The sequence below is a fragment of the Pseudidiomarina aestuarii genome, from assembly GCF_048263735.1.
GTDB classification, from domain to species: domain Bacteria; phylum Pseudomonadota; class Gammaproteobacteria; order Enterobacterales; family Alteromonadaceae; genus Pseudidiomarina; species Pseudidiomarina aestuarii_B.
Genome location: NZ_JBLXDX010000013.1, coordinates 1 through 17479 on the forward strand (window position 1 = coordinate 1; position 17479 = coordinate 17479).

Annotated in this window: 15 protein-coding genes and 1 tRNA gene; 9 read left to right on the forward strand and 7 right to left on the reverse strand. The window is 49.6% G+C overall.

Going from position 1 to position 17479, the window contains the following annotated elements; all coding sequences use genetic code 11:
* Positions 1-219: 219 nt before the first annotated feature.
* The 4 genes from ACN0S4_RS13125 to ACN0S4_RS13140 form a co-directional block, all read right to left on the reverse strand.
* A tRNA-Phe gene (locus ACN0S4_RS13125) sits at positions 220-295 on the reverse strand.
* A gap of 94 nt (positions 296-389) precedes the next feature.
* Entirely contained in the window at positions 390-2297 is a 1908-nt protein-coding gene (gene speA, locus ACN0S4_RS13130; protein WP_417658090.1) for a biosynthetic arginine decarboxylase, read from the reverse strand.
* Positions 2297-3232, reverse strand: coding sequence for an agmatinase (gene speB / locus ACN0S4_RS13135; protein ID WP_417658091.1), 936 nt, complete (start codon positions 3230-3232; stop codon positions 2297-2299). Before speB ends, speA begins: the two co-directional genes overlap by 1 nt.
* A gap of 72 nt (positions 3233-3304) precedes the next feature.
* Positions 3305-4333 carry an ATP-dependent 6-phosphofructokinase gene (locus tag ACN0S4_RS13140; protein ID WP_417658092.1) on the reverse strand — a complete coding sequence of 343 codons (1029 nt, stop codon included), beginning with the start codon at positions 4331-4333 and terminating at the stop codon, positions 3305-3307.
* 74 nt (positions 4334-4407) lie between these two features.
* Here ACN0S4_RS13140 and ACN0S4_RS13145 point away from each other — a divergent pair, with 74 nt between their 5' ends.
* Positions 4408-5481: an Ldh family oxidoreductase gene (locus ACN0S4_RS13145; protein WP_417658093.1), complete on the forward strand. Its 1074-nt coding sequence runs from the start codon at positions 4408-4410 to the stop codon at positions 5479-5481.
* Here the strand turns inward: ACN0S4_RS13145 and pdxH are convergent.
* Both pdxH and ACN0S4_RS13155 read right to left on the reverse strand, forming a co-directional pair.
* On the reverse strand, positions 5478-6119 hold the full coding sequence (pdxH, locus tag ACN0S4_RS13150; protein ID WP_417658094.1) for a pyridoxamine 5'-phosphate oxidase: 642 nt from the start codon (positions 6117-6119) through the stop codon (positions 5478-5480). The genes ACN0S4_RS13145 and pdxH overlap by 4 nt on opposite strands.
* A gap of 29 nt (positions 6120-6148) precedes the next feature.
* On the reverse strand, positions 6149-7822 hold the full coding sequence (locus ACN0S4_RS13155; protein ID WP_417658095.1) for an amidohydrolase: 1674 nt from the start codon (positions 7820-7822) through the stop codon (positions 6149-6151).
* 196 nt (positions 7823-8018) lie between these two features.
* Between ACN0S4_RS13155 and ACN0S4_RS13160 the strand changes: the two genes are divergently transcribed.
* The 4 genes from ACN0S4_RS13160 to glnB all read left to right on the forward strand — a co-directional run bounded on the left by ACN0S4_RS13160 (position 8019) and on the right by glnB (position 11257).
* Positions 8019-8645, forward strand: a complete 627-nt coding sequence (locus ACN0S4_RS13160) for a LuxR C-terminal-related transcriptional regulator (protein ID WP_169931512.1) — start codon at positions 8019-8021, stop codon at positions 8643-8645.
* A gap of 2 nt (positions 8646-8647) precedes the next feature.
* Positions 8648-9184 carry a DUF1285 domain-containing protein gene (locus tag ACN0S4_RS13165; RefSeq protein ID WP_417658096.1) on the forward strand — a complete coding sequence of 179 codons (537 nt, stop codon included), beginning with the start codon at positions 8648-8650 and terminating at the stop codon, positions 9182-9184.
* A gap of 98 nt (positions 9185-9282) precedes the next feature.
* A complete protein-coding gene (locus tag ACN0S4_RS13170; RefSeq protein ID WP_417658102.1) occupies positions 9283-10932 on the forward strand; it encodes an NAD+ synthase in 1650 nt (549 codons plus the stop codon).
* Positions 10919-11257, forward strand: coding sequence for a nitrogen regulatory protein P-II (gene glnB / locus ACN0S4_RS13175; RefSeq protein ID WP_169931514.1), 339 nt, complete (start codon positions 10919-10921; stop codon positions 11255-11257). Before ACN0S4_RS13170 ends, glnB begins: the two co-directional genes overlap by 14 nt.
* Positions 11258-11303: 46 nt before the next feature.
* Here glnB and ACN0S4_RS13180 read toward each other — a convergent pair whose 3' ends face one another.
* Positions 11304-12056, reverse strand: coding sequence for an outer membrane protein assembly factor BamD (locus ACN0S4_RS13180; protein ID WP_417658097.1), 753 nt, complete (start codon positions 12054-12056; stop codon positions 11304-11306).
* Positions 12057-12154: 98 nt separating this feature from the next.
* Between ACN0S4_RS13180 and rluD the strand changes: the two genes are divergently transcribed.
* From rluD to pssA, 4 genes are all read left to right on the forward strand, one after another.
* On the forward strand, positions 12155-13123 hold the full coding sequence (gene rluD, locus ACN0S4_RS13185; RefSeq protein ID WP_417658098.1) for a 23S rRNA pseudouridine(1911/1915/1917) synthase RluD: 969 nt from the start codon (positions 12155-12157) through the stop codon (positions 13121-13123).
* Between the two features lie 16 nt (positions 13124-13139).
* Positions 13140-13844 carry a peptidoglycan editing factor PgeF gene (gene pgeF / locus ACN0S4_RS13190; RefSeq protein ID WP_417658099.1) on the forward strand — a complete coding sequence of 235 codons (705 nt, stop codon included), beginning with the start codon at positions 13140-13142 and terminating at the stop codon, positions 13842-13844.
* 96 nt (positions 13845-13940) lie between these two features.
* A complete protein-coding gene (gene clpB, locus ACN0S4_RS13195; RefSeq protein WP_417658100.1) occupies positions 13941-16517 on the forward strand; it encodes an ATP-dependent chaperone ClpB in 2577 nt (858 codons plus the stop codon).
* Between the two features lie 80 nt (positions 16518-16597).
* Complete coding sequence (pssA, locus tag ACN0S4_RS13200; protein ID WP_417658101.1) at positions 16598-17395, forward strand: CDP-diacylglycerol--serine O-phosphatidyltransferase; 798 nt, start codon at positions 16598-16600, stop codon at positions 17393-17395.
* Positions 17396-17479 lie beyond the last annotated feature (84 nt).

Genomic DNA, 17479 nt, shown 5'->3' on the forward strand with positions numbered 1-17479 from the left:
CATGGCATGGTCCTCGTAAGGTATTAATCATGCCCAAATTCATCGTCGGTGTGGATCTTTTTCTTGGGGGACCGTCAGAGATGGTTTTGCGCTACGCTCATTTGGCTGGACAGCATTTGAAAGCAGTTGCATCAAATGTCGATGGCACAATTGGCACAAATTTGGCACAAAGCCAGAAACTAAAAAGCCCCGCTATTGCTAGCGAGGCCTTTAGAATAATGGTGCCCAGAGGCGGAATCGAACCACCGACACGGGGATTTTCAATCCCCTGCTCTACCGACTGAGCTATCTGGGCGTCGGGGCGTATTAAACGAGTTTTTAGAGTCAGAGTCAACCGCTTTTTCGTTGGTTTTGACCGTTTGCTCACGAAATACGCAGTTTGACCAGTTTTACACCTTTAAGTAGGTGGTTCCGGCCAAACATTTCTCATAATAGTCTGTCCAGCGTACGCCTTCGCGAGGTGCGATATGCCCCTTGCGAACTTCACGATCGATAGACTTCTTCACGGTTTTGGCCATGTAATCGGTATTATATTGCATAGTTTCTAGCACTTTTTCTGCTGCTGTGCCCGGAACCACTTCTTCAATATAAAAATCACCTGGCTCGTCGTCGTGACAGTAGATGTGCACTTCCGTCAAACGTCCAAATAGGTTGTGCATATCGCCCATAACGTCCTGATACGCGCCGGTGAGGAACATACCTACATGGTAATGCTCACCTTTGCGTAAGGTGTGCATAGGGATATTATCGCTGATTTCGGTGCCTTCGATGTATTTGCTCAGCTTACCGTCACTATCGCAGGTTATATCGACAATCGAGCAGCGTACTTCAGGTTGCTCGTTCAGGCGCGAAATCGGCACGATAGGCAGTACTTGACCAATGGCCCAGGTATCGGCAGCCGACTGGAAAATCGAGAAATTACACAAGTACTGGCTCGCCAACATGTCTTCGAGTTCTTCCAACTCTTGGAAGACGAAGCTATCGCGATCAATCGAAGAATGAATCTCGGACAAGATCTGCCAATACATGGTATCCAGCTTCGCCATCTCATCGAGTGACAATATACCTAGTTTAAAGGCCTCATAGGCGCTCTGCTTAAACGAAGCGGCATCGTTGTACTTCTCTTGCGGGTGCAAGTCATGTGCGGTTGTGAGTTCGCGCATGTTGGACACAAGAATATGTTCCCCAGTGGTCACACTGGTATCGTACTTGGCGCCCGTATTCTTAATTTCACCAACAATATTGGTCACTACGCACGAGTGGTGCGCAGTAATGGCACGCCCCGACTCGCTGACCAAATTAGGGTGCGGCACATTCTCCAAATCACAAATCTGCTTCACACCATAAACTACGTCGGCAACATACTCTTCTGTTGAGTAATTACGCGATGAATCTGTGGTGGAGCTGGTACCGTCGTAATCAATTCCCAAGCCGCCGCCGATATCTAAGTACTCTAGCGGAACATCAAGTTGCACCAACTTGGCATACAGACGGGCTGCTTCCGAGACCGCTTCTTTAACTTTACGGATGTCAGAGAGCTGGCTACCAATGTGGAAGTGCAAGAGCTTCGCACAATGCAGCATATCTTCTTTTTTCAGTAGCTCAATAATGTTGAGAATTTCAGTAATGCTTAAGCCAAACTTAGCACGGTCACCGCTTGAGCCGGCCCATTTACCAAGGCTGCGTACCATCATTTTGCTACGCAGACCAATCATTGGCTCCACACCAAGTTTGCGTGCCAATGGAATGAGCATTTCCAGTTCACTGTACTTTTCAATAACGATGATCATTTTGCGACGCAGTTGGCGGCCTAATAACGCCAGCGTCAAATAATCTTCGTCTTTATAACCGTTCAGAATGGTGAGTGCGTTCGGGTTTTCATTGTAGGCGAGTACAGCCATTAACTCTGGCTTGGAGCCAGCTTCAAGACCATAGTTATAAGGTTCGCCTGCATCAATGATTTCCTCAACCACTTCACGCATTTGATTCACTTTAATCGGGAATACGCCGACGTACTTGCCGCCGTAGGATGCGTCGTCGATAGTTTTCGCAAACGTTTCGTTCAGGATCTCAACTTGTGACCGCAAAATATCGTGAAAACGAATAACCGCAGGTAATTGAATACCTTCAGCAATAATTTCATCGACCACTTCCTGCATGTCGATGGTGACGTCAGGCAGTCGATGATTAGGGGCGATTTGGATATTGCCGTTATCGCCAATTGAGAAGTAGCCTGCGCCCCAACGGCGGACACCATAAAGCTCTTCAGCATCGTCAATGGTCCAGTTATCGGCCATTAGCGTGCTCCTTTTTCGTTAAGAATAATGAGTAGTTCGCGCACAATTTTCGCAGCAAACACGTCTGAGTTCCCGGTGGGGTCGATGTCAGGAGAGAGCTCGACCACGTCGGCTCCCACTAAATTTTTACCACGCAGCAATTTAATCAGGCTCACATAGGAGTGAAAGTCTTCACCACCTGGCTCTGGCGTGCCGGTACCGGGCAAAAAGGCTGGATCAAAATAATCGAGATCAAGCGTGAGGTAGATAGGGCGGTCTGCAGGAATAGCAGCAACGCTATCGAGGAAGTCTTTGCGTGACGTCCGCACCGTGCCATGTTCGCGCATGAATTTGTATTCGTCACGCGTGCCAGAGCGGATCCCATATTGGATCAGCTGATGGTCTGGACCGAAATGATCTAACGCACGGCGAATAATGGATGCGTGCGAATAGTGATAACCTAAAAAGCCATCACGCAAATCGGCATGCGCGTCTAAGTGCAAAATCACCAAATCTGGGAACTGTTGCAAGTAGGTGCGAATCGGGCCGTACGAAATAGAGTGTTCACCACCTAAGGTGAGAACGCGGACGTTCTGCTCTTTCAAGTTTAATGGCTCAAAAATTTCTGCGAACTGGTCGGTCGCATGTTGCCATTGGCTCTCAATATCATCGCTAGTGCCGAGTGATAGATTACCCAAGTCAATGAAGTCGTGGTCATGAAGATCAGCATCTAAATACGGCGAATACGATTCAATATCTTCAGATACTGAACGCAGTCCGTCAGGACCGTTGCGTGTTCCCTTACGGAAACATGCCGTGCCGTCAAAGCCAAAACCAATCATGTGCGTCAGCCCAGCGTATACCGCTGTTGCTGTTGTCGCCCCGAAAAATTCTCGTACCGGGGTTTCAAGTTCGCTCTGAATTGTGGCTAATTGTGTGGCTTGATGCTGGCTCAATGGACTCACCTCCGACAACCAATAAGTAAAGGGGGCATATTATCGGTTGAATTGCCCCCAATTGCTACCGTTTCAATGGGTACGTGGTGTTTTTTTGACTGGATTAAAAATCTCGTGTTGAATCCGCAATAAATTGCTATCCAATGGATTCTTTTTCTCCCAAGTATCGCGCAGTGGAACCGCAACCGGATTACCCGCTTGCATACCTGCCATCACCTTAGTGACGCCTTCGCGAATTAGCTCAATGGCATGCACGCCAAGCTCCGAGGCTAAGATGCGATCGGCAGGTGAGGGTGGGCCACCCCGTTGAATATGTCCCAGCAAACACGGACGACAGGGCAAGTGATATTCAGCCTCGAGTTGCTCAGCTAAAGCTACCGCGCCTCCGGGCCATTGATGTTCGCTCAACACCATCACGTAACTGCCTTCACCGCGAATTGCGTTAGTGCGTTCAATGTGTTTCACAATGGTGCTAATAGTCAGCGGCTTTTCTTTTTGCAGCTCCGGCAAAATCATGCGCTCGGCGCCGGCAGCCATAGCACTGCTGAGACCAATGAAACCAGCATAACGGCCCATCACTTCTACAATGAAGACTCGATCCATAGCATCTGCGGTGTCACGGATTTTGTCGAGCGCATCCATCGCAATATGCACAGCAGTTGCATACCCAATAGTCGCATCAGTACCAAATAAGTCGTTGTCGATAGTGCCCGGTACGCCAATAATTTGCCCGCCCCAATGCGCAGACAGATGTTCTGCACCACGAAATGAGCCGTCACCACCAATTACGACTAAAGCATCAATGTTTAATGCGTCCAGATTGGCCGCAGCCTCTTGGGCGGCTTCGACTTCTTTAAACCGCTGACACCGTGCACTTTTAATCACGGTGCCCGAATACTGCAGAATATGCATGACATCGGCTGGCTTCATGGGAGTGTGATCGTTATCCAGTAAACCTTGATAACCATGCCGAAACGCGATGACTTCCATGCCATAGTGATCAGCAGCCAATACCACTGCACGCAATGCTGCATTCATTCCTGGTGCATCACCACCGCTGGTGAGCACGCCAATCCGTTGTATTTGTTTGGATTCCGACACCCGCTCTTACTCCTCTAGTCACTTGTCTGATAAGCTTATCGAAGTTCGTAACAATAACAAGTAGACGTCCGCATATGACCACTATAAAGCAAACAGAATCAGGGTATCGGGTTGATGAAGCCGTCATCACCGACTGGGCGACTCGCGTGGCTCAAGCCGCTGGTGCCAGTCATGCGGTGGCACAGTCTCTCGCCACCTATCTAGTAACTGGTGATTTGATGGGATTTCGCACCCATGGTTTGTTGCGGTTGCGGTATAACGTGCAATGTCTGGAGGATGGTCGTGCACGTAGGGAGGGCAGTCCACGTGTACTGAGTCAACGCCGTGCAACGCAGTTGTGGGATGCAGATCTGTTACCCGGGCCTTATGTGATGCCGCTGGCTATCGACGCAGCGTGCGAAATGGCCGAGCAATGTGGCACAGGTACGGTTGTGGTCAGGCGTTCACAGCACGTTGCAGCACTCGCAGTTTATTTAGAGCAAGCGGTCGAACGAGGTTTTTTGGTGCAGCTGATGGCCGCAACGCCTGCGCAAAGTGTGGTGGCGCCTTTTGGTGCAAAAAGCGCGTGGTTCTCGCCGAATCCCTTCGCTATCGGCGCGCCCGCACTGGATCATCCAGTACTGTTTGATGTCAGTTTGTCGATGACCGCTGCGGGTAAAATCCGAACTGCAATTGCCGAAGAACGTGACTTACCTTATGCCGCTCTGATCACCCCCAAAGGCGATTATTCGGTTGATGCACGCACCTTCACCGCATCGCCGCCCAGCGTAATTGCCTCACTAGGTGGAGAAATGCTGGGTTATAAAGGCACCGGTTTAAATCTGTTCAGTGAAATTTGGACGCTCGCATTGAGCAACTATGGTCGTGCCGACGCAAACGCCAGCGAAGGTGATGCGAATACCAGTTGGATTCAGGTGATTGATCCGAGTGCATTTACGGATCTCGATGCATTTAAGCAGCAGGTGCAGGCGCAAGTCGATGGTATTGTAGCGACGACACCTATCGATCCTGCCAAGCCGGTTCGAGTGCCTGGCTCGGGCGCGTTGGCTACCCGTGAGCAGCAGCGCGTTGCCGGCATTGATTATTCAAATGCGGTGTGGAAACAACTGCAGTGGTGCGCAGAGCGCTATAACGTGCCGCTCGGTTAGGGCTGCAGTCGCGTAATTTTCCACTCGTTATTGGCGTCGTGCTGATATTCGAAGCGGTCGTGTAATCGATACCGTCCACCTTGCCAAAACTCAAACCGACTCGGTGTAATGAGGTAGCCGCCCCAATGCTCAGGCTTCGGAACTGGCTCGGTTTGGTATTGCTTCTCGAGTTCGAGGTACCTGGCTTCCAATTCGGTTCTTGAGGCAATTGGTTGGCTTTGTGCCGATGTGAGTGCGCCTAACTGGCTGCCAATAGGACGAGACCGGAAGTACGATTCAGCCTTCTCTGCGGCTAGTTTGCTGGCAGTGCCCTCAATGCGTACTTGTCGTTCCATTTCCAACCATGCAAAATTCATTGCCACATGTGGGTTCGCAGCAATGTCCTGACCTTTCGCGCTAGCTTGATTGGTATAGAAAATAAATCCGTGATCGGTCATCTCTTTCAATAAGACAATGCGTTGATGAGGACGATGATGCTGGTCAACCGTAGCCAGCGTGAACGCGGTTGGATCGGGCAGGCCGCCGTGCTCGAGCACAGCGGCGAACCAGTCTTTGAACTGCGCCATAGGATCTGCAAGCAGCGAATCTCGAGTCAATCGAGCTTGTACATAGTCACGACGATTATCGCGCAAATCCATGGCGTACCTCTTTTAATAAACGCTATCAGTTAACGTTGGAAAACAGTTTCACCAGCAACGTAAGTTGCCAATACTTTCTGGTCCCATAAAGTAGTGCTATCACCCGCGAATGGATCGGCATCCAAAACAATAAAGTCGGCCCATTTGCCTGGCTCTAATGAACCTAAGGTCTGCTCTTGTCCAGACGCGTATGCTGCATCTAAGGTGAATGAGCGCAACGCGTCAACAATGGTCATAGATTCATGTACGTACCAGCCACCATCGGGTTGGTTATCACGATCTTGACGAGTAACCGCTGCATGCAATCCGAAGAATGGGTCGGCAAGCTCAACGGGGAAGTCAGAACCCGCAGCAATAATGGTACCTTGCTCCAGTAATGTGTTCCAAGCATACGCACCTTGCATACGCTCTTTACCGAGACGATCTTCGGCCATATTTTTATCACTGGTCGCGTGTGTCGGCTGCATCGATGCAATGATGTTCAGTTCTTTAAACCGAACGAGGTCATCAGGGTGAACCACTTGTGCATGTTCAATACGATGGCGCAGGTTACGTCCACCAACCGTGGCATAAGCACGAGCAAACTCGTCTAATGCAAGGCGGTTAGCTCGGTCACCGATGGCATGCGTATTTACCTGAAAACCATGCGGAATTACTAACTGGTACAAGTCATGTAGCTGGTCAGGTGAAGTCACCAAGAGGCCACGTTGGTCAGGTGCATCATGATAAGGTTCAAGCAAAGCTGCGCCGCGACTGCCGAGTGCGCCATCTGCATAAATCTTCACACTGCGCACGGTCAGACGCTCATCACTACGCGTATATGGGCCTTCTGCTAACAACTGCGGCAGCGTGGGTTCGTTGGCACCCAGCATGGCGTAAACACGCACTGGCATTTTGTTGTCATCAGCCAATGATTTGTAGATATCGAGGTTCAGTGCGTCGATACCTGCATCGTGAACGCCAGTAATACCGCGCTCAAGCAAATGCTGGAACGCTAACTCGATGGCTTGCGTTTGTAATTCACGACTCGCCTTCGGCATCACTTGCTCGACCAGATACATTGCGTTGTCGACTAAGACACCACTCGGATTACCGCGCTCGTCACGCAGAATATCACCACCATCAGGACTGACGGTTGCACCGCTAATAGTCGCACGACTCAGTGCGACTGAATTCACCCATGCCGCGTGACCATCAACCCGCGTCAGGTAGACCGGACGATCAGGAATGGCTTCATCAAGGCTGTTGGCTGTCGGGAAGCTACGTGACTCCCAATTTTCTTGGTTCCAACCGCGACCGACAATCCAGTCGGCATTCGGATTCTGCTCCGCAAACTCACGCACACGGGCAACCGCATCGGCTTCGCTAGTGGCTGTACGCAAATCCACTTCCATCAAATTCAGACCAAGCCCCAACACATGGCCGTGCGCATCAATAATGCCAGGCAGCACTGTTTTATTATTGAGACTGACTTCCTTATCGATTTCGAAGTCATAAGAGCCACGAATCGAACTGACGGAGCCAATGGCAGCAATACGGCCATCACGAACCAGCATCGCAGAAAACTGCTGTAGCTGTGCCTCATTGCCGGGTTGCCCGGTCAGGGTGTAGCCATTGACGTTATGAAAAAGTACAGTTTGTGCGAAAACCGTAGTCGCACAAAACAAATTCACAACAAACATAATCGGAGCAAAAATTTTCATTGGATGACCTGTATTGTCTGTTTAACTTGAAAAATGATCGTTGTAGCGCAGTCGCGCATATATTAGTTGACTATATTAAACGTCTTGGTAAAAACGTACATATTTACAAATACACAACACGCACTATGTTATTTCTCGATAATCAGTGTACAATAATGACGTCGTTTCAGGGAATGATTCTCGTACAAGGTGCCCAATGAAAATATTAATCATCGATCCACAGTTTTTTGTGCGAGCTGGTCTCATTCAGCTTATCACCAGTTATTCAGCCGATGTAGCTATCTACGAAGCGCCAACGTTTGAAATTGCTAGTGAATATTTACGGCACCAAAACGACTACAATCTCATTTTCCTTGATATGGAACTCCCTGACGCAGAAATACGTCCAGTGATGTCCACGTTGAAAAAAGTTTCCCCTGGTGCCCACGTGGTACTTTTCACTTGGCCACGTCCTTTGAGCGATATCCGTCAAGCCCTTGGCGCTGGTGTTCGCAGTTATCTGCCGAAAGATGCTAGCGCTGAAGAAGCCAAAATTGCTATTCGCACGCTACTGCAAAATGATCGTTACTTGCCTGAAGAATCACGGTTGGGCGATCCAACCATGGCGCAAGGCAGTGCCGAGAACTTCTTGTCACCGCGTCAACTCGAAATCATGCAATTATTGGCGCAAGGTCTTTCAAACAAAGAAATCGCGACTATTCTGGGCATTACCGAAGGCACCATTCGCGTGCACTTAAGCTCGATTTTCAAGGCTATCAAAGTTTCGAATCGAACTGAGGCAACGTTGTGGTACCTGTTACGCCAGAAACGCCTCGTTAGTTAACCATGCAGCTTTCTGATCTGGTTCAATCGCTCGAGCAGCGCAAGCATGCCCCGACTGAACAATGGAATCCACCTTATTGCGGTGAAATCCCTATACAGATCGACCAAAATGGTGACTGGTGGTATGCCGGTTCAGTCATTCAACGCAAGCGGTTGGTGCAACTTTTTGCATCGGTCCTCGTCCGTGAAGGTGACGACTACTTCCTTGTCACACCGGTCGAAAAGGTCAAAATTCAAGTCGCAGATGCACCCTTTATGGTGACGGCATGGAAGACTATTGAGCGTGACCAGCAAAAAATTATACAACTCACCCTGAATACAGACGAAACAATCGTCTTGAGAGACCCCAGTCAGATTATCCTCAAAGACGACATCCCCTACATTGATCTTGGTCAACAAATGTTCGCGAAAGTGCACCGAAACGTCTTCTATCAATGGCTTGAGGTTGCAGAGCAAAGCGTCAAAGGTAGTGTCACCGAAATGATTCTCCACAGCGCCGGACAAGCGTTCGTGATTGGTCGAGTGAACGCTGAAAAATAGGTCCATTCGGTGCATCTAAAACGTACTGAATTTGCTAGAATTACAGCATCGTACTATGATGCGCAGCCTAACTTGATGTGGAGCTTGAGACTGTTGTGATGAAGCCGATTACGGTAACCCTTGCCCAATTAGACTTTACCGTCGGCGCTATTCGACGCAATGCCGATACCATCATTTCGACGCTGCAAGAACAGTCAGCTAGTGACATCGTTATTTTTCCTGAATTAGCGCTCACGGGTTACTGTCCAGAAGACCTGCTATTTCGAGACGATTTAGCGCAACGGATGCGACCTGAATTGCAGCGTATTGCAGACGCAGCGGTAGATAACCTAGCCGTAGTTGGACACCCTCAGCGGGTGGGCAGTGAGCTTTTCAACAGTGTATCTGTTTTGTATCGCGGCAAGGTGTTAGCGCGCTATCACAAGCAGCGCCTACCGCAGTACGGTGTTTTCGACGAACAACGCTATTTCATTCCTGATCACAAGCCCTGTGTTTTCGAGTGGGAAGGCCATCGCATTGGTCTGCTTATCTGCGAAGACATCTGGCATCCAGAACCTATTGCCCAATTGCGGGACCAAGCCGATTGGATCGTGGCCATTAATGCGTCCCCCTTTGAGGTGGATAAGCATTCACAACGTGTGCACGTACTCCAGCAACGTGTTTCTGAAGTGAAGCTTCCTATCGTCTATGTGAATAATTGTGGTGGGCAGGATGAACTCGTATTCGATGGTCACTCCATAGTGATGGCTGCGGATGGCACCATAGTGGCTGAATTGCCACACTGTTTGCCTTGTTGCCAATCAGTGCGGATTGAGGCCAGCGGTTGGACGGCATTGCCGAGCAATTGTGAGCAACCAGAGTTAAACCGCGTTGGTGAAGTGTATAGCGCACTCGTATTGGCGGTGCGTGACTACGTGCGCAAAAATGGTTTTCAAAGTGTGTTACTAGGACTATCCGGCGGTATCGATTCAGCTTTGACGTTAGCTATTGCTACTGACGCACTGGGCGCTGACAAAGTGCATGCGGTGATGATGCCGTTTCGCTATACCTCGCAAATGAGTGTCGATGACGCTGCCCAACAAGCGCGTACGCTCGGGGTCAAATACGATGTGATATCTATTGAACCTGTGTACAACAGCCTGATGGCGCAGCTTGAACCGTTGTTAGCCGGAACCACACCAGATATCACCGAAGAGAATTTGCAAGCGCGCTCACGTGGTGTTCTGTTGATGGCATTGTCGAATAAATCCGGCTCGTTAGTGTTGAGCACCGGTAATAAAAGCGAATTAGCAGTAGGCTACTGTACTTTGTACGGTGACATGTGTGGTGGTTTCTCACCACTGAAAGATGTGCCGAAAATGCTGGTTTTTGAGCTGTCGCGTTACGTGAATCGGCACCAAGAAATCATTCCACAGCGCGTCATTGATCGGCCGCCATCAGCGGAATTGGCACCTGATCAGAAAGACGAAGATTCGTTGCCACCGTATGAAGTTTTGGACCGAATTATTTCGTTGTATGTTGAGCAAGACTGGGCGCCGTCTGCCATTATCGATGCCGGCTTTGAGCATGACGATGTCTTGCGTGTTGTGCGCTTGATTGATATCAATGAATATAAGCGACGCCAAGCTGCGGTGGGACCGAAAATGACATCGCGCAATTTTGGTCGTGATCGCCGGTATCCTATTACTAGTCACTATCGCTATGAACTTGAACGCCAGACGACAGAGGGCAAGCATGAAAAAAATTGAAGCGATTATTAAGCCATTCAAACTCGACGATGTGCGTGAAGCGCTGTCAGAGGTTGGCATTGCTGGGATGACTGTCTCTGAAGTGAAAGGGTTCGGTCGCCAGAAAGGGCACACGGAACTGTACCGCGGCGCAGAATACATGGTCGACTTTCTACCCAAAGTAAAACTCGAAATTGTGGTGCCAGACGATCAAGTGGATCGTTGCATCGACGCCATTATGGATACAGCGCAAACGGGCAAAATTGGCGACGGTAAGATATTTGTCACTAACGTGGAGCGCGTGATTCGGATCCGTACGGGTGAGGAAAACGAAGACGCGGTCTAAGTGACCGCGTCTTTAGTTGAATTGTGTAGTTGAGTTCTGGACAGTTTTAAAACGAGTTATTGCTGGGGAAGTTTTCACGTAGCGTTGCAATGGCATCCTCACGTAACTCGTTCAAATTCAATCGACCGTAGCAGTCAGCCATCACTTCTAATGCACGCTCAGCCTCTGGTGTATCGCTGTAGTTTTCCAATACATAACGAGCGCGGTTAGCGGCTGCAAGATAAGCTTCACGCTTCACATAGTAGTCGGCTACGGCAAGCTCGTAACGAGCCAAGCGGCTCTTGATAGCGACCATACGCTGCCTTGCATCACCTACATATTTGCTGTCTGGATAGCGACGAATCAAATCCGCAAAGTCATCAAAAGCTTCGCGCGCTTTGCTCGGATCACGATCGGAGCGATCGACTCCAGCAAGCTCTTGAATCGCGTTGTAATCAGCGCGTTGGTTCACTAGGCCCCGCATGTACATTACGTAGTCGATATCCGGATGATTCGGGTTCAATCGTGAGAACCTATCAATGGCGGCTAACGCTTTGTCGATATCGGCGAGTTTGTAGTACACATAAATTTGGTCCATTTGGATTTGGTGAGACAAAGGACCAAACGGGTACCGCGTCGACAGCGCTGTCAACGTTTGTGCTGCAGTCGAATAGTTACCCGAAGCAATATTGTTTTTTGCACGTTCGTAAGTGAGCTGAGCATCACTGAGTCGTGGGTCAAAGATTTCCTCGTCTGGCGAACCGGCACATCCACCTAATACAAGGCCAGTCATACAAGCCAGAATAATTCGCAGTTTCATAAGTTCAGTTTCTTATCTCTTTTGATTTAACGTACACTATGCAAGATTTCGCATTCTAGCGCAGCCAAGGCTGCTTTCACAGGTCCGATATAGATTTTATGAGTCAACAGATTTCGTTATCCGATGTAATCCCTGCTTCTGCCAACGGCAAGCGGTTGGACCAAGCATTGGCAGAGATGTTCCCCGATTTTTCTCGGTCTCGGTTAAAAACTTGGATCACAGACGGTTGCGTGCAAATCGACGGCGAGTGTGTCGATCGTCCACGTGAGAAAGTCATTGCCGGTTGCACCGTGTCTATCGTGACCGAACTTGCTGAAGAAAAGCGCTTTGAGGCTCAGCCAATTGACTTAGATATCGTCTATGAAGATGAACACATTCTCGTCATCAATAAGCCTGCAGGTTTAGTGGTACACCCTGGCGCTGGCAACAGTGACGGTACTTTGCTGAACGCTTTGTTGCATCATTTCCCAGCCATTGATCAGGTACCGCGAGCCGGTATTGTGCATCGATTAGACAAAGATACGACGGGTTTAATGGTGGTAGCGAAAACAGTACCAGCGCAAACCCATTTAGTCTCCGCCATGCAAGAGCGCGAAATTACGCGTGAGTACGAAGCGGTTTGCAATGGTGCAATGACAGCGGGCGGCGTGGTTGAAGAACCTATTGGTCGGCACGCAACCAAGCGCACTCACATGGCCGTGGTTGCCATGGGTAAACCAGCAGTAACACATTTTCGCGTGGTCGAGCGGTTTCGCGCGCACACCCATTTACGGTTACGTCTAGAAACCGGTCGTACGCATCAAATTCGTGTGCACATGGCCCACATTCGTCATCCATTGGTTGGCGATGCCACGTACGGTGGGCGCCCGCGTCCACCGGCAAAAGCATCGCCTGAATTATTAGAAAGCTTGCGTGGTTTTAAACGCCAAGCGTTGCATGCTGCGCGATTATCGCTGCATCATCCAATCACCGGTGAGTGGCATAGTTGGGACGCGCCAACGCCAACTGATTTCCTAGAATTGCTGGAGCAGTTGCGAGTGGATCGGCGTCTTCACCTAAACGATTAATAAGGCGCAGCGAGCAATGTCACACTATTTTATTCCACAGTGGACATTGCCCGATGGCGTTAATGCCGCTATCACCACAGGTCATTCGCCGGGGAATTTGGCTGCCCATGTTGGTGCCGACCCCGCGGCAGTGGTTCGCCATCGTCGTAAACTGGTTCGCGAGTTAGGACTTCCTTGCGCGCCTAAATGGCTGGCGCAATACCACAGCAATATTCCAGTAGACTTCAGCCGCGTGCGCGCCGGTGTCGCGGCCGATGCAATCTATTCCAACCAATCCAACTCTGTCTGTGCCGTCCTCACAGCCGACTGCTTACCAATTTTGATTTGTAGCGCTGATGGTCAAGAAATTGCTGCTGTCCATGCGGGCTGGCGTGGTCTAGCTGCCGGTATTGTTGGCCGCACGTGTGCGCAGTTTACATCGCAACGTAGTGCTCTCTCTGCTTATATAGGTCCGGCAATTTCACAGACTGCATTCGAAGTAGGTGATGATGTCTACCGTGAATTTGAGCAGCTCGGTTGGGTTGATTCAGAAACATTCTTACCCCATATCTCAGGGAAGTGGTGGGCGAATCTCCCGCTACTTGCCGAATACGCGCTGCGCGAGCAAGGCATCCAAACTATTGTGCAAAGTAATGAGTGTACTTTTAGTAAGCCTGACTGGTATTCCTATCGTCGCGACGCAACCTGCGGACGTTTTGCTAGTTTAATTTGGCGCACTTGAACAATTTTTATCCTTCCCCACTTGAAACCGCTTTTAAAATACCCACATTAACTATCAGGTTATAGTCGCTGGTTAACAGTGTTTCATGAGGTATTTATGCGTTTCGACAAACTAACCAATAAATTTCAATTAGCGATTGCGGATGCGCAGTCGTTAGCACTCGGACGTGACCATCAGTTCATTGAACCGGTGCACGTGATGCAAGCGTTGCTGAATCAAGATGGTGGCACGTTGCGACCATTACTGACGTTACTCCAAATTGATAGCAACGCTCTGCGTGCACAATTGGCAAGTGCACTCGATAAGTTGCCCCAAGTTGAGGGCAGTGGCGGTGAGGTGCAGGTTTCAGCAGCAACCGGCACGCTACTGAACTTGTGCGACAAATATGCACAAAAGCGAAATGACCAGTTCATTTCTTCCGAGCTCTTTGTGCTTGCCGCAACGGAAGACAAAGGTGTGTTAGGCGACATGCTGAAGAAGCTTGGCGTAACACGTACCAAAGTTGAAGAGGCAATTAACAAAGTGCGTGATGGCGCTTCGGTTGATGACGCTAATGCCGAGGAAAAACGTCAAGCATTAGAAAAGTACACGATCGATTTAACGGAACGTGCCGAGCTGGGTAAGTTAGATCCGGTGATTGGCCGTGATGAAGAAATTCGTCGGACTATTCAGGTACTGCAACGTCGAACCAAGAATAATCCTGTACTTATTGGTGAGCCTGGCGTCGGTAAAACAGCCATTGTTGAGGGGTTAGCGCAACGCATTGTCAATGGCGAAGTGCCGGAAGGACTCAAACATAAACGCGTTCTTTCTCTTGACCTCGGTGCGTTGCTGGCTGGCGCTAAGTATCGCGGTGAGTTTGAAGAGCGACTCAAAGCGGTTCTGAATGAGCTAGGTAAAGAAGAAGGCCGCATTATTCTCTTTATTGATGAGCTGCACACCATGGTCGGTGCAGGTAAAGCCGAAGGCGCAATGGATGCGGGTAATATGTTGAAGCCAGCTCTAGCGCGCGGTGAACTGCACTGCGTCGGTGCGACGACGTTGGATGAATACCGCCAGTTTATCGAGAAAGATGCGGCACTGGAACGCCGTTTCCAGAAAGTCCTTGTCGATGAGCCTTCGGTTGAAGATACGATTGCTATCTTGCGTGGTTTGAAAGAGCGTTACGAAGTGCATCATTCAGTGCAAATTACCGATCCGGCCATTGTTGCGGCCGCATCGTTGTCACATCGTTATATCAGTGACCGGCAGTTGCCAGATAAAGCAATTGATTTGATTGATGAGGCGGCATCGAGCATTCGTATCCAAATCGATTCCAAGCCAGAGGATCTGGATCGATTGGATCGGCGCATCATTCAACTGCAGTTGGAGCAACGTGCGCTAACCAAGGAAGAAGACGATGCGAGTAAAAAGCGCCTCGAAACTTTAGAGTCGGAGTTGCAAGATTTGCAACGCAAGTATGCGGAGCTTGATGAGGTCTGGACGTCGGAGAAAGCTGCGGTGCAGGGCGCACAAAATATCAAAGCGCAAATTGAGCAAGCGCGCACTGATTTAGAGATTGCGCGTCGTGCAGGTGACTTGAATCGAATGTCCGAGCTGCAGTATGGCCGACTGCCGGAGCTTGAGCGGCAGCTGAAGTCAGCCGAAAGTGCTGAAGAACAGGACATGACGTTGTTGAAGAACAAAGTCACCGAGGAAGAAATCGCCGAAGTGCTTTCACGTTGGACCGGTATTCCAGTCAGTAAAATGCTGGAAGGTGAGCGTGAGAAACTATTGCAGATGGAAGCTCAGTTACATGATCGTGTAGTCGGGCAAGACGAAGCCGTTACATCGGTGGCCAACGCGATTCGCCGTTCACGAGCCGGATTGTCTGACCCGCAGCGACCTATCGGTTCGTTCCTGTTCTTGGGACCGACCGGTGTGGGTAAAACCGAATTGTGCAAATCGCTGGCGCATTTCCTCTTTGATACCGACGAAGCTATGGTCCGTATTGATATGTCGGAGTTTATGGAGAAGCACTCGGTTGCACGCTTAGTCGGTGCTCCTCCAGGATACGTCGGTTACGAGGAAGGCGGTTACCTCACTGAGGCCGTGCGGCGTCGTCCTTATTCGGTCATTCTATTAGATGAAGTCGAGAAGGCGCATCCAGATGTGTTCAATATTCTACTGCAAGTTCTGGATGATGGACGCTTAACTGATGGACAAGGGCGGACGGTAGATTTTCGCAACACGGTCATTATCATGACCTCAAACTTGGGTTCGGACATTATTCAAGAAAAGGCGCACGAGCACACGTATGAACAGATGAAGGCCAGCGTGATGGATGTGTTACAGCATCATTTCCGGCCTGAGTTCTTGAACCGGGTCGATGAGACGGTGGTGTTCCATCCGCTCGCGAAAGAGCACATCAAGAACATTGCCGGTATTCAGATGCAACGTTTGCATCAGCGTTTAGCGGACAAGGATTATCAAATGGAGCTTACCGACGCGGCGCTTGAACATCTAGCCGCAGCAGGTTTTGATCCAGTATTTGGAGCGCGGCCGTTGAAGCGAGCGATTCAGCAGGAGCTTGAGAATCCATTGGCGCAACGCATCCTTGCCGGTGAGTTGATGCCGGGCCGACTGATTAAAGTTGATTGTGTCGAACAGGAGCTTGTGATCACACAATCATAGGCACTGGACAGCAACTGTTTATGGTAGCCACACAGTCATGTTATACTGTGTGGCTATTATCTGGTCCAAAAGGGTGAGTTATGCCGAGCAATCGTGGAATCTTTCTGCTTCCGAATTTATTGACCACCGCAGGTCTGTTCTCTGGTTTCTTCGCTATTGTAGCGTCAATGAACAACCAGTTCGAAGCTGCGGCTGTAGCTATCTATATTGCTATGGTATTTGACGGTCTTGATGGTCGTGTCGCCCGAATGACAAATACGCAGAGCGAGTTCGGTGCTGAGTACGACAGTATGGCCGACATCGTTTCATTTGGTATGGCTCCCGCATTAGTGATGTATAACTGGGCTCTCGCCGACCTCGGTAAGTTTGGTTGGTTAGCCGCGTTCATCTTTGTTGCTGGCGGCGCGCTGCGACTGGCTCGGTTTAACGCGAATATGGCTGTTGCGGATAAGCGGTTCTTCCAAGGTTTAGCTATTCCGAGTGCTGCGGCTATTGTCAGCGGTCTGGTGTGGGTCGGTACCAAGTATGAGATTGATCCCAGTTCGATTAGCTATTTCGCCGCAATCCTAACTATTTGTTGTGGCCTCTTAATGGTCTCCAACTTTAAGTACCATTCATTTAAAGATGTCGATTGGCGCGGTCGCGTGTCATTTGTCTTTATCTTAGTGGTGGTTCTTGCCTTTGTTGTTGTGGCGACTGAGCCTTCGTTAGTTCTCTTCTCTATCTTCTTTTTATATGCATTGTCGGGCCCCATCACGACTTTCCGTTCAACTGAGAAGTTGAAGCTCGAAGATGTGATTGGTGACGCAGATGATGATGACTGCGTTGAATCAGAGAAATCTGAGCAGAAAAAGAACACTTCCAAAACATCTGACTAGAAAATCAGCAAACGATCGCTTTCATCGCAAAAAGATCTTGCGCTGAAAGTGAGAGGCTCTATAATTCGCGGCCGTTGTGGTTGA

Bases quoted from the DNA above. Each gene is read 5' to 3' on its own strand.
- clpB (WP_417658100.1), top strand. From the start codon at position 13,941: ATGCGTTTCGACAAACTAACCAATAAATTTCAATTAGCGATTGCGGAT.
- ACN0S4_RS13180 (WP_417658097.1), bottom strand. From the start codon at position 12,056: ATGAAACTGCGAATTATTCTGGCTTGTATGACTGGCCTTGTATTAGGT.
- ACN0S4_RS13155 (WP_417658095.1), bottom strand. From the start codon at position 7,822: ATGAAAATTTTTGCTCCGATTATGTTTGTTGTGAATTTGTTTTGTGCG.
- rluD (WP_417658098.1), top strand. From the start codon at position 12,155: ATGAGTCAACAGATTTCGTTATCCGATGTAATCCCTGCTTCTGCCAAC.
- ACN0S4_RS13160 (WP_169931512.1), top strand. From the start codon at position 8,019: ATGAAAATATTAATCATCGATCCACAGTTTTTTGTGCGAGCTGGTCTC.
- ACN0S4_RS13145 (WP_417658093.1), top strand. From the start codon at position 4,408: ATGACCACTATAAAGCAAACAGAATCAGGGTATCGGGTTGATGAAGCC.
- speA (WP_417658090.1), bottom strand. From the start codon at position 2,297: ATGGCCGATAACTGGACCATTGACGATGCTGAAGAGCTTTATGGTGTC.
- ACN0S4_RS13165 (WP_417658096.1), top strand. From the start codon at position 8,648: ATGCAGCTTTCTGATCTGGTTCAATCGCTCGAGCAGCGCAAGCATGCC.
- pgeF (WP_417658099.1), top strand. From the start codon at position 13,140: ATGTCACACTATTTTATTCCACAGTGGACATTGCCCGATGGCGTTAAT.
- ACN0S4_RS13170 (WP_417658102.1), top strand. From the start codon at position 9,283: ATGAAGCCGATTACGGTAACCCTTGCCCAATTAGACTTTACCGTCGGC.
- pssA (WP_417658101.1), top strand. From the start codon at position 16,598: ATGCCGAGCAATCGTGGAATCTTTCTGCTTCCGAATTTATTGACCACC.
- pdxH (WP_417658094.1), bottom strand. From the start codon at position 6,119: ATGGATTTGCGCGATAATCGTCGTGACTATGTACAAGCTCGATTGACT.
- glnB (WP_169931514.1), top strand. From the start codon at position 10,919: ATGAAAAAAATTGAAGCGATTATTAAGCCATTCAAACTCGACGATGTG.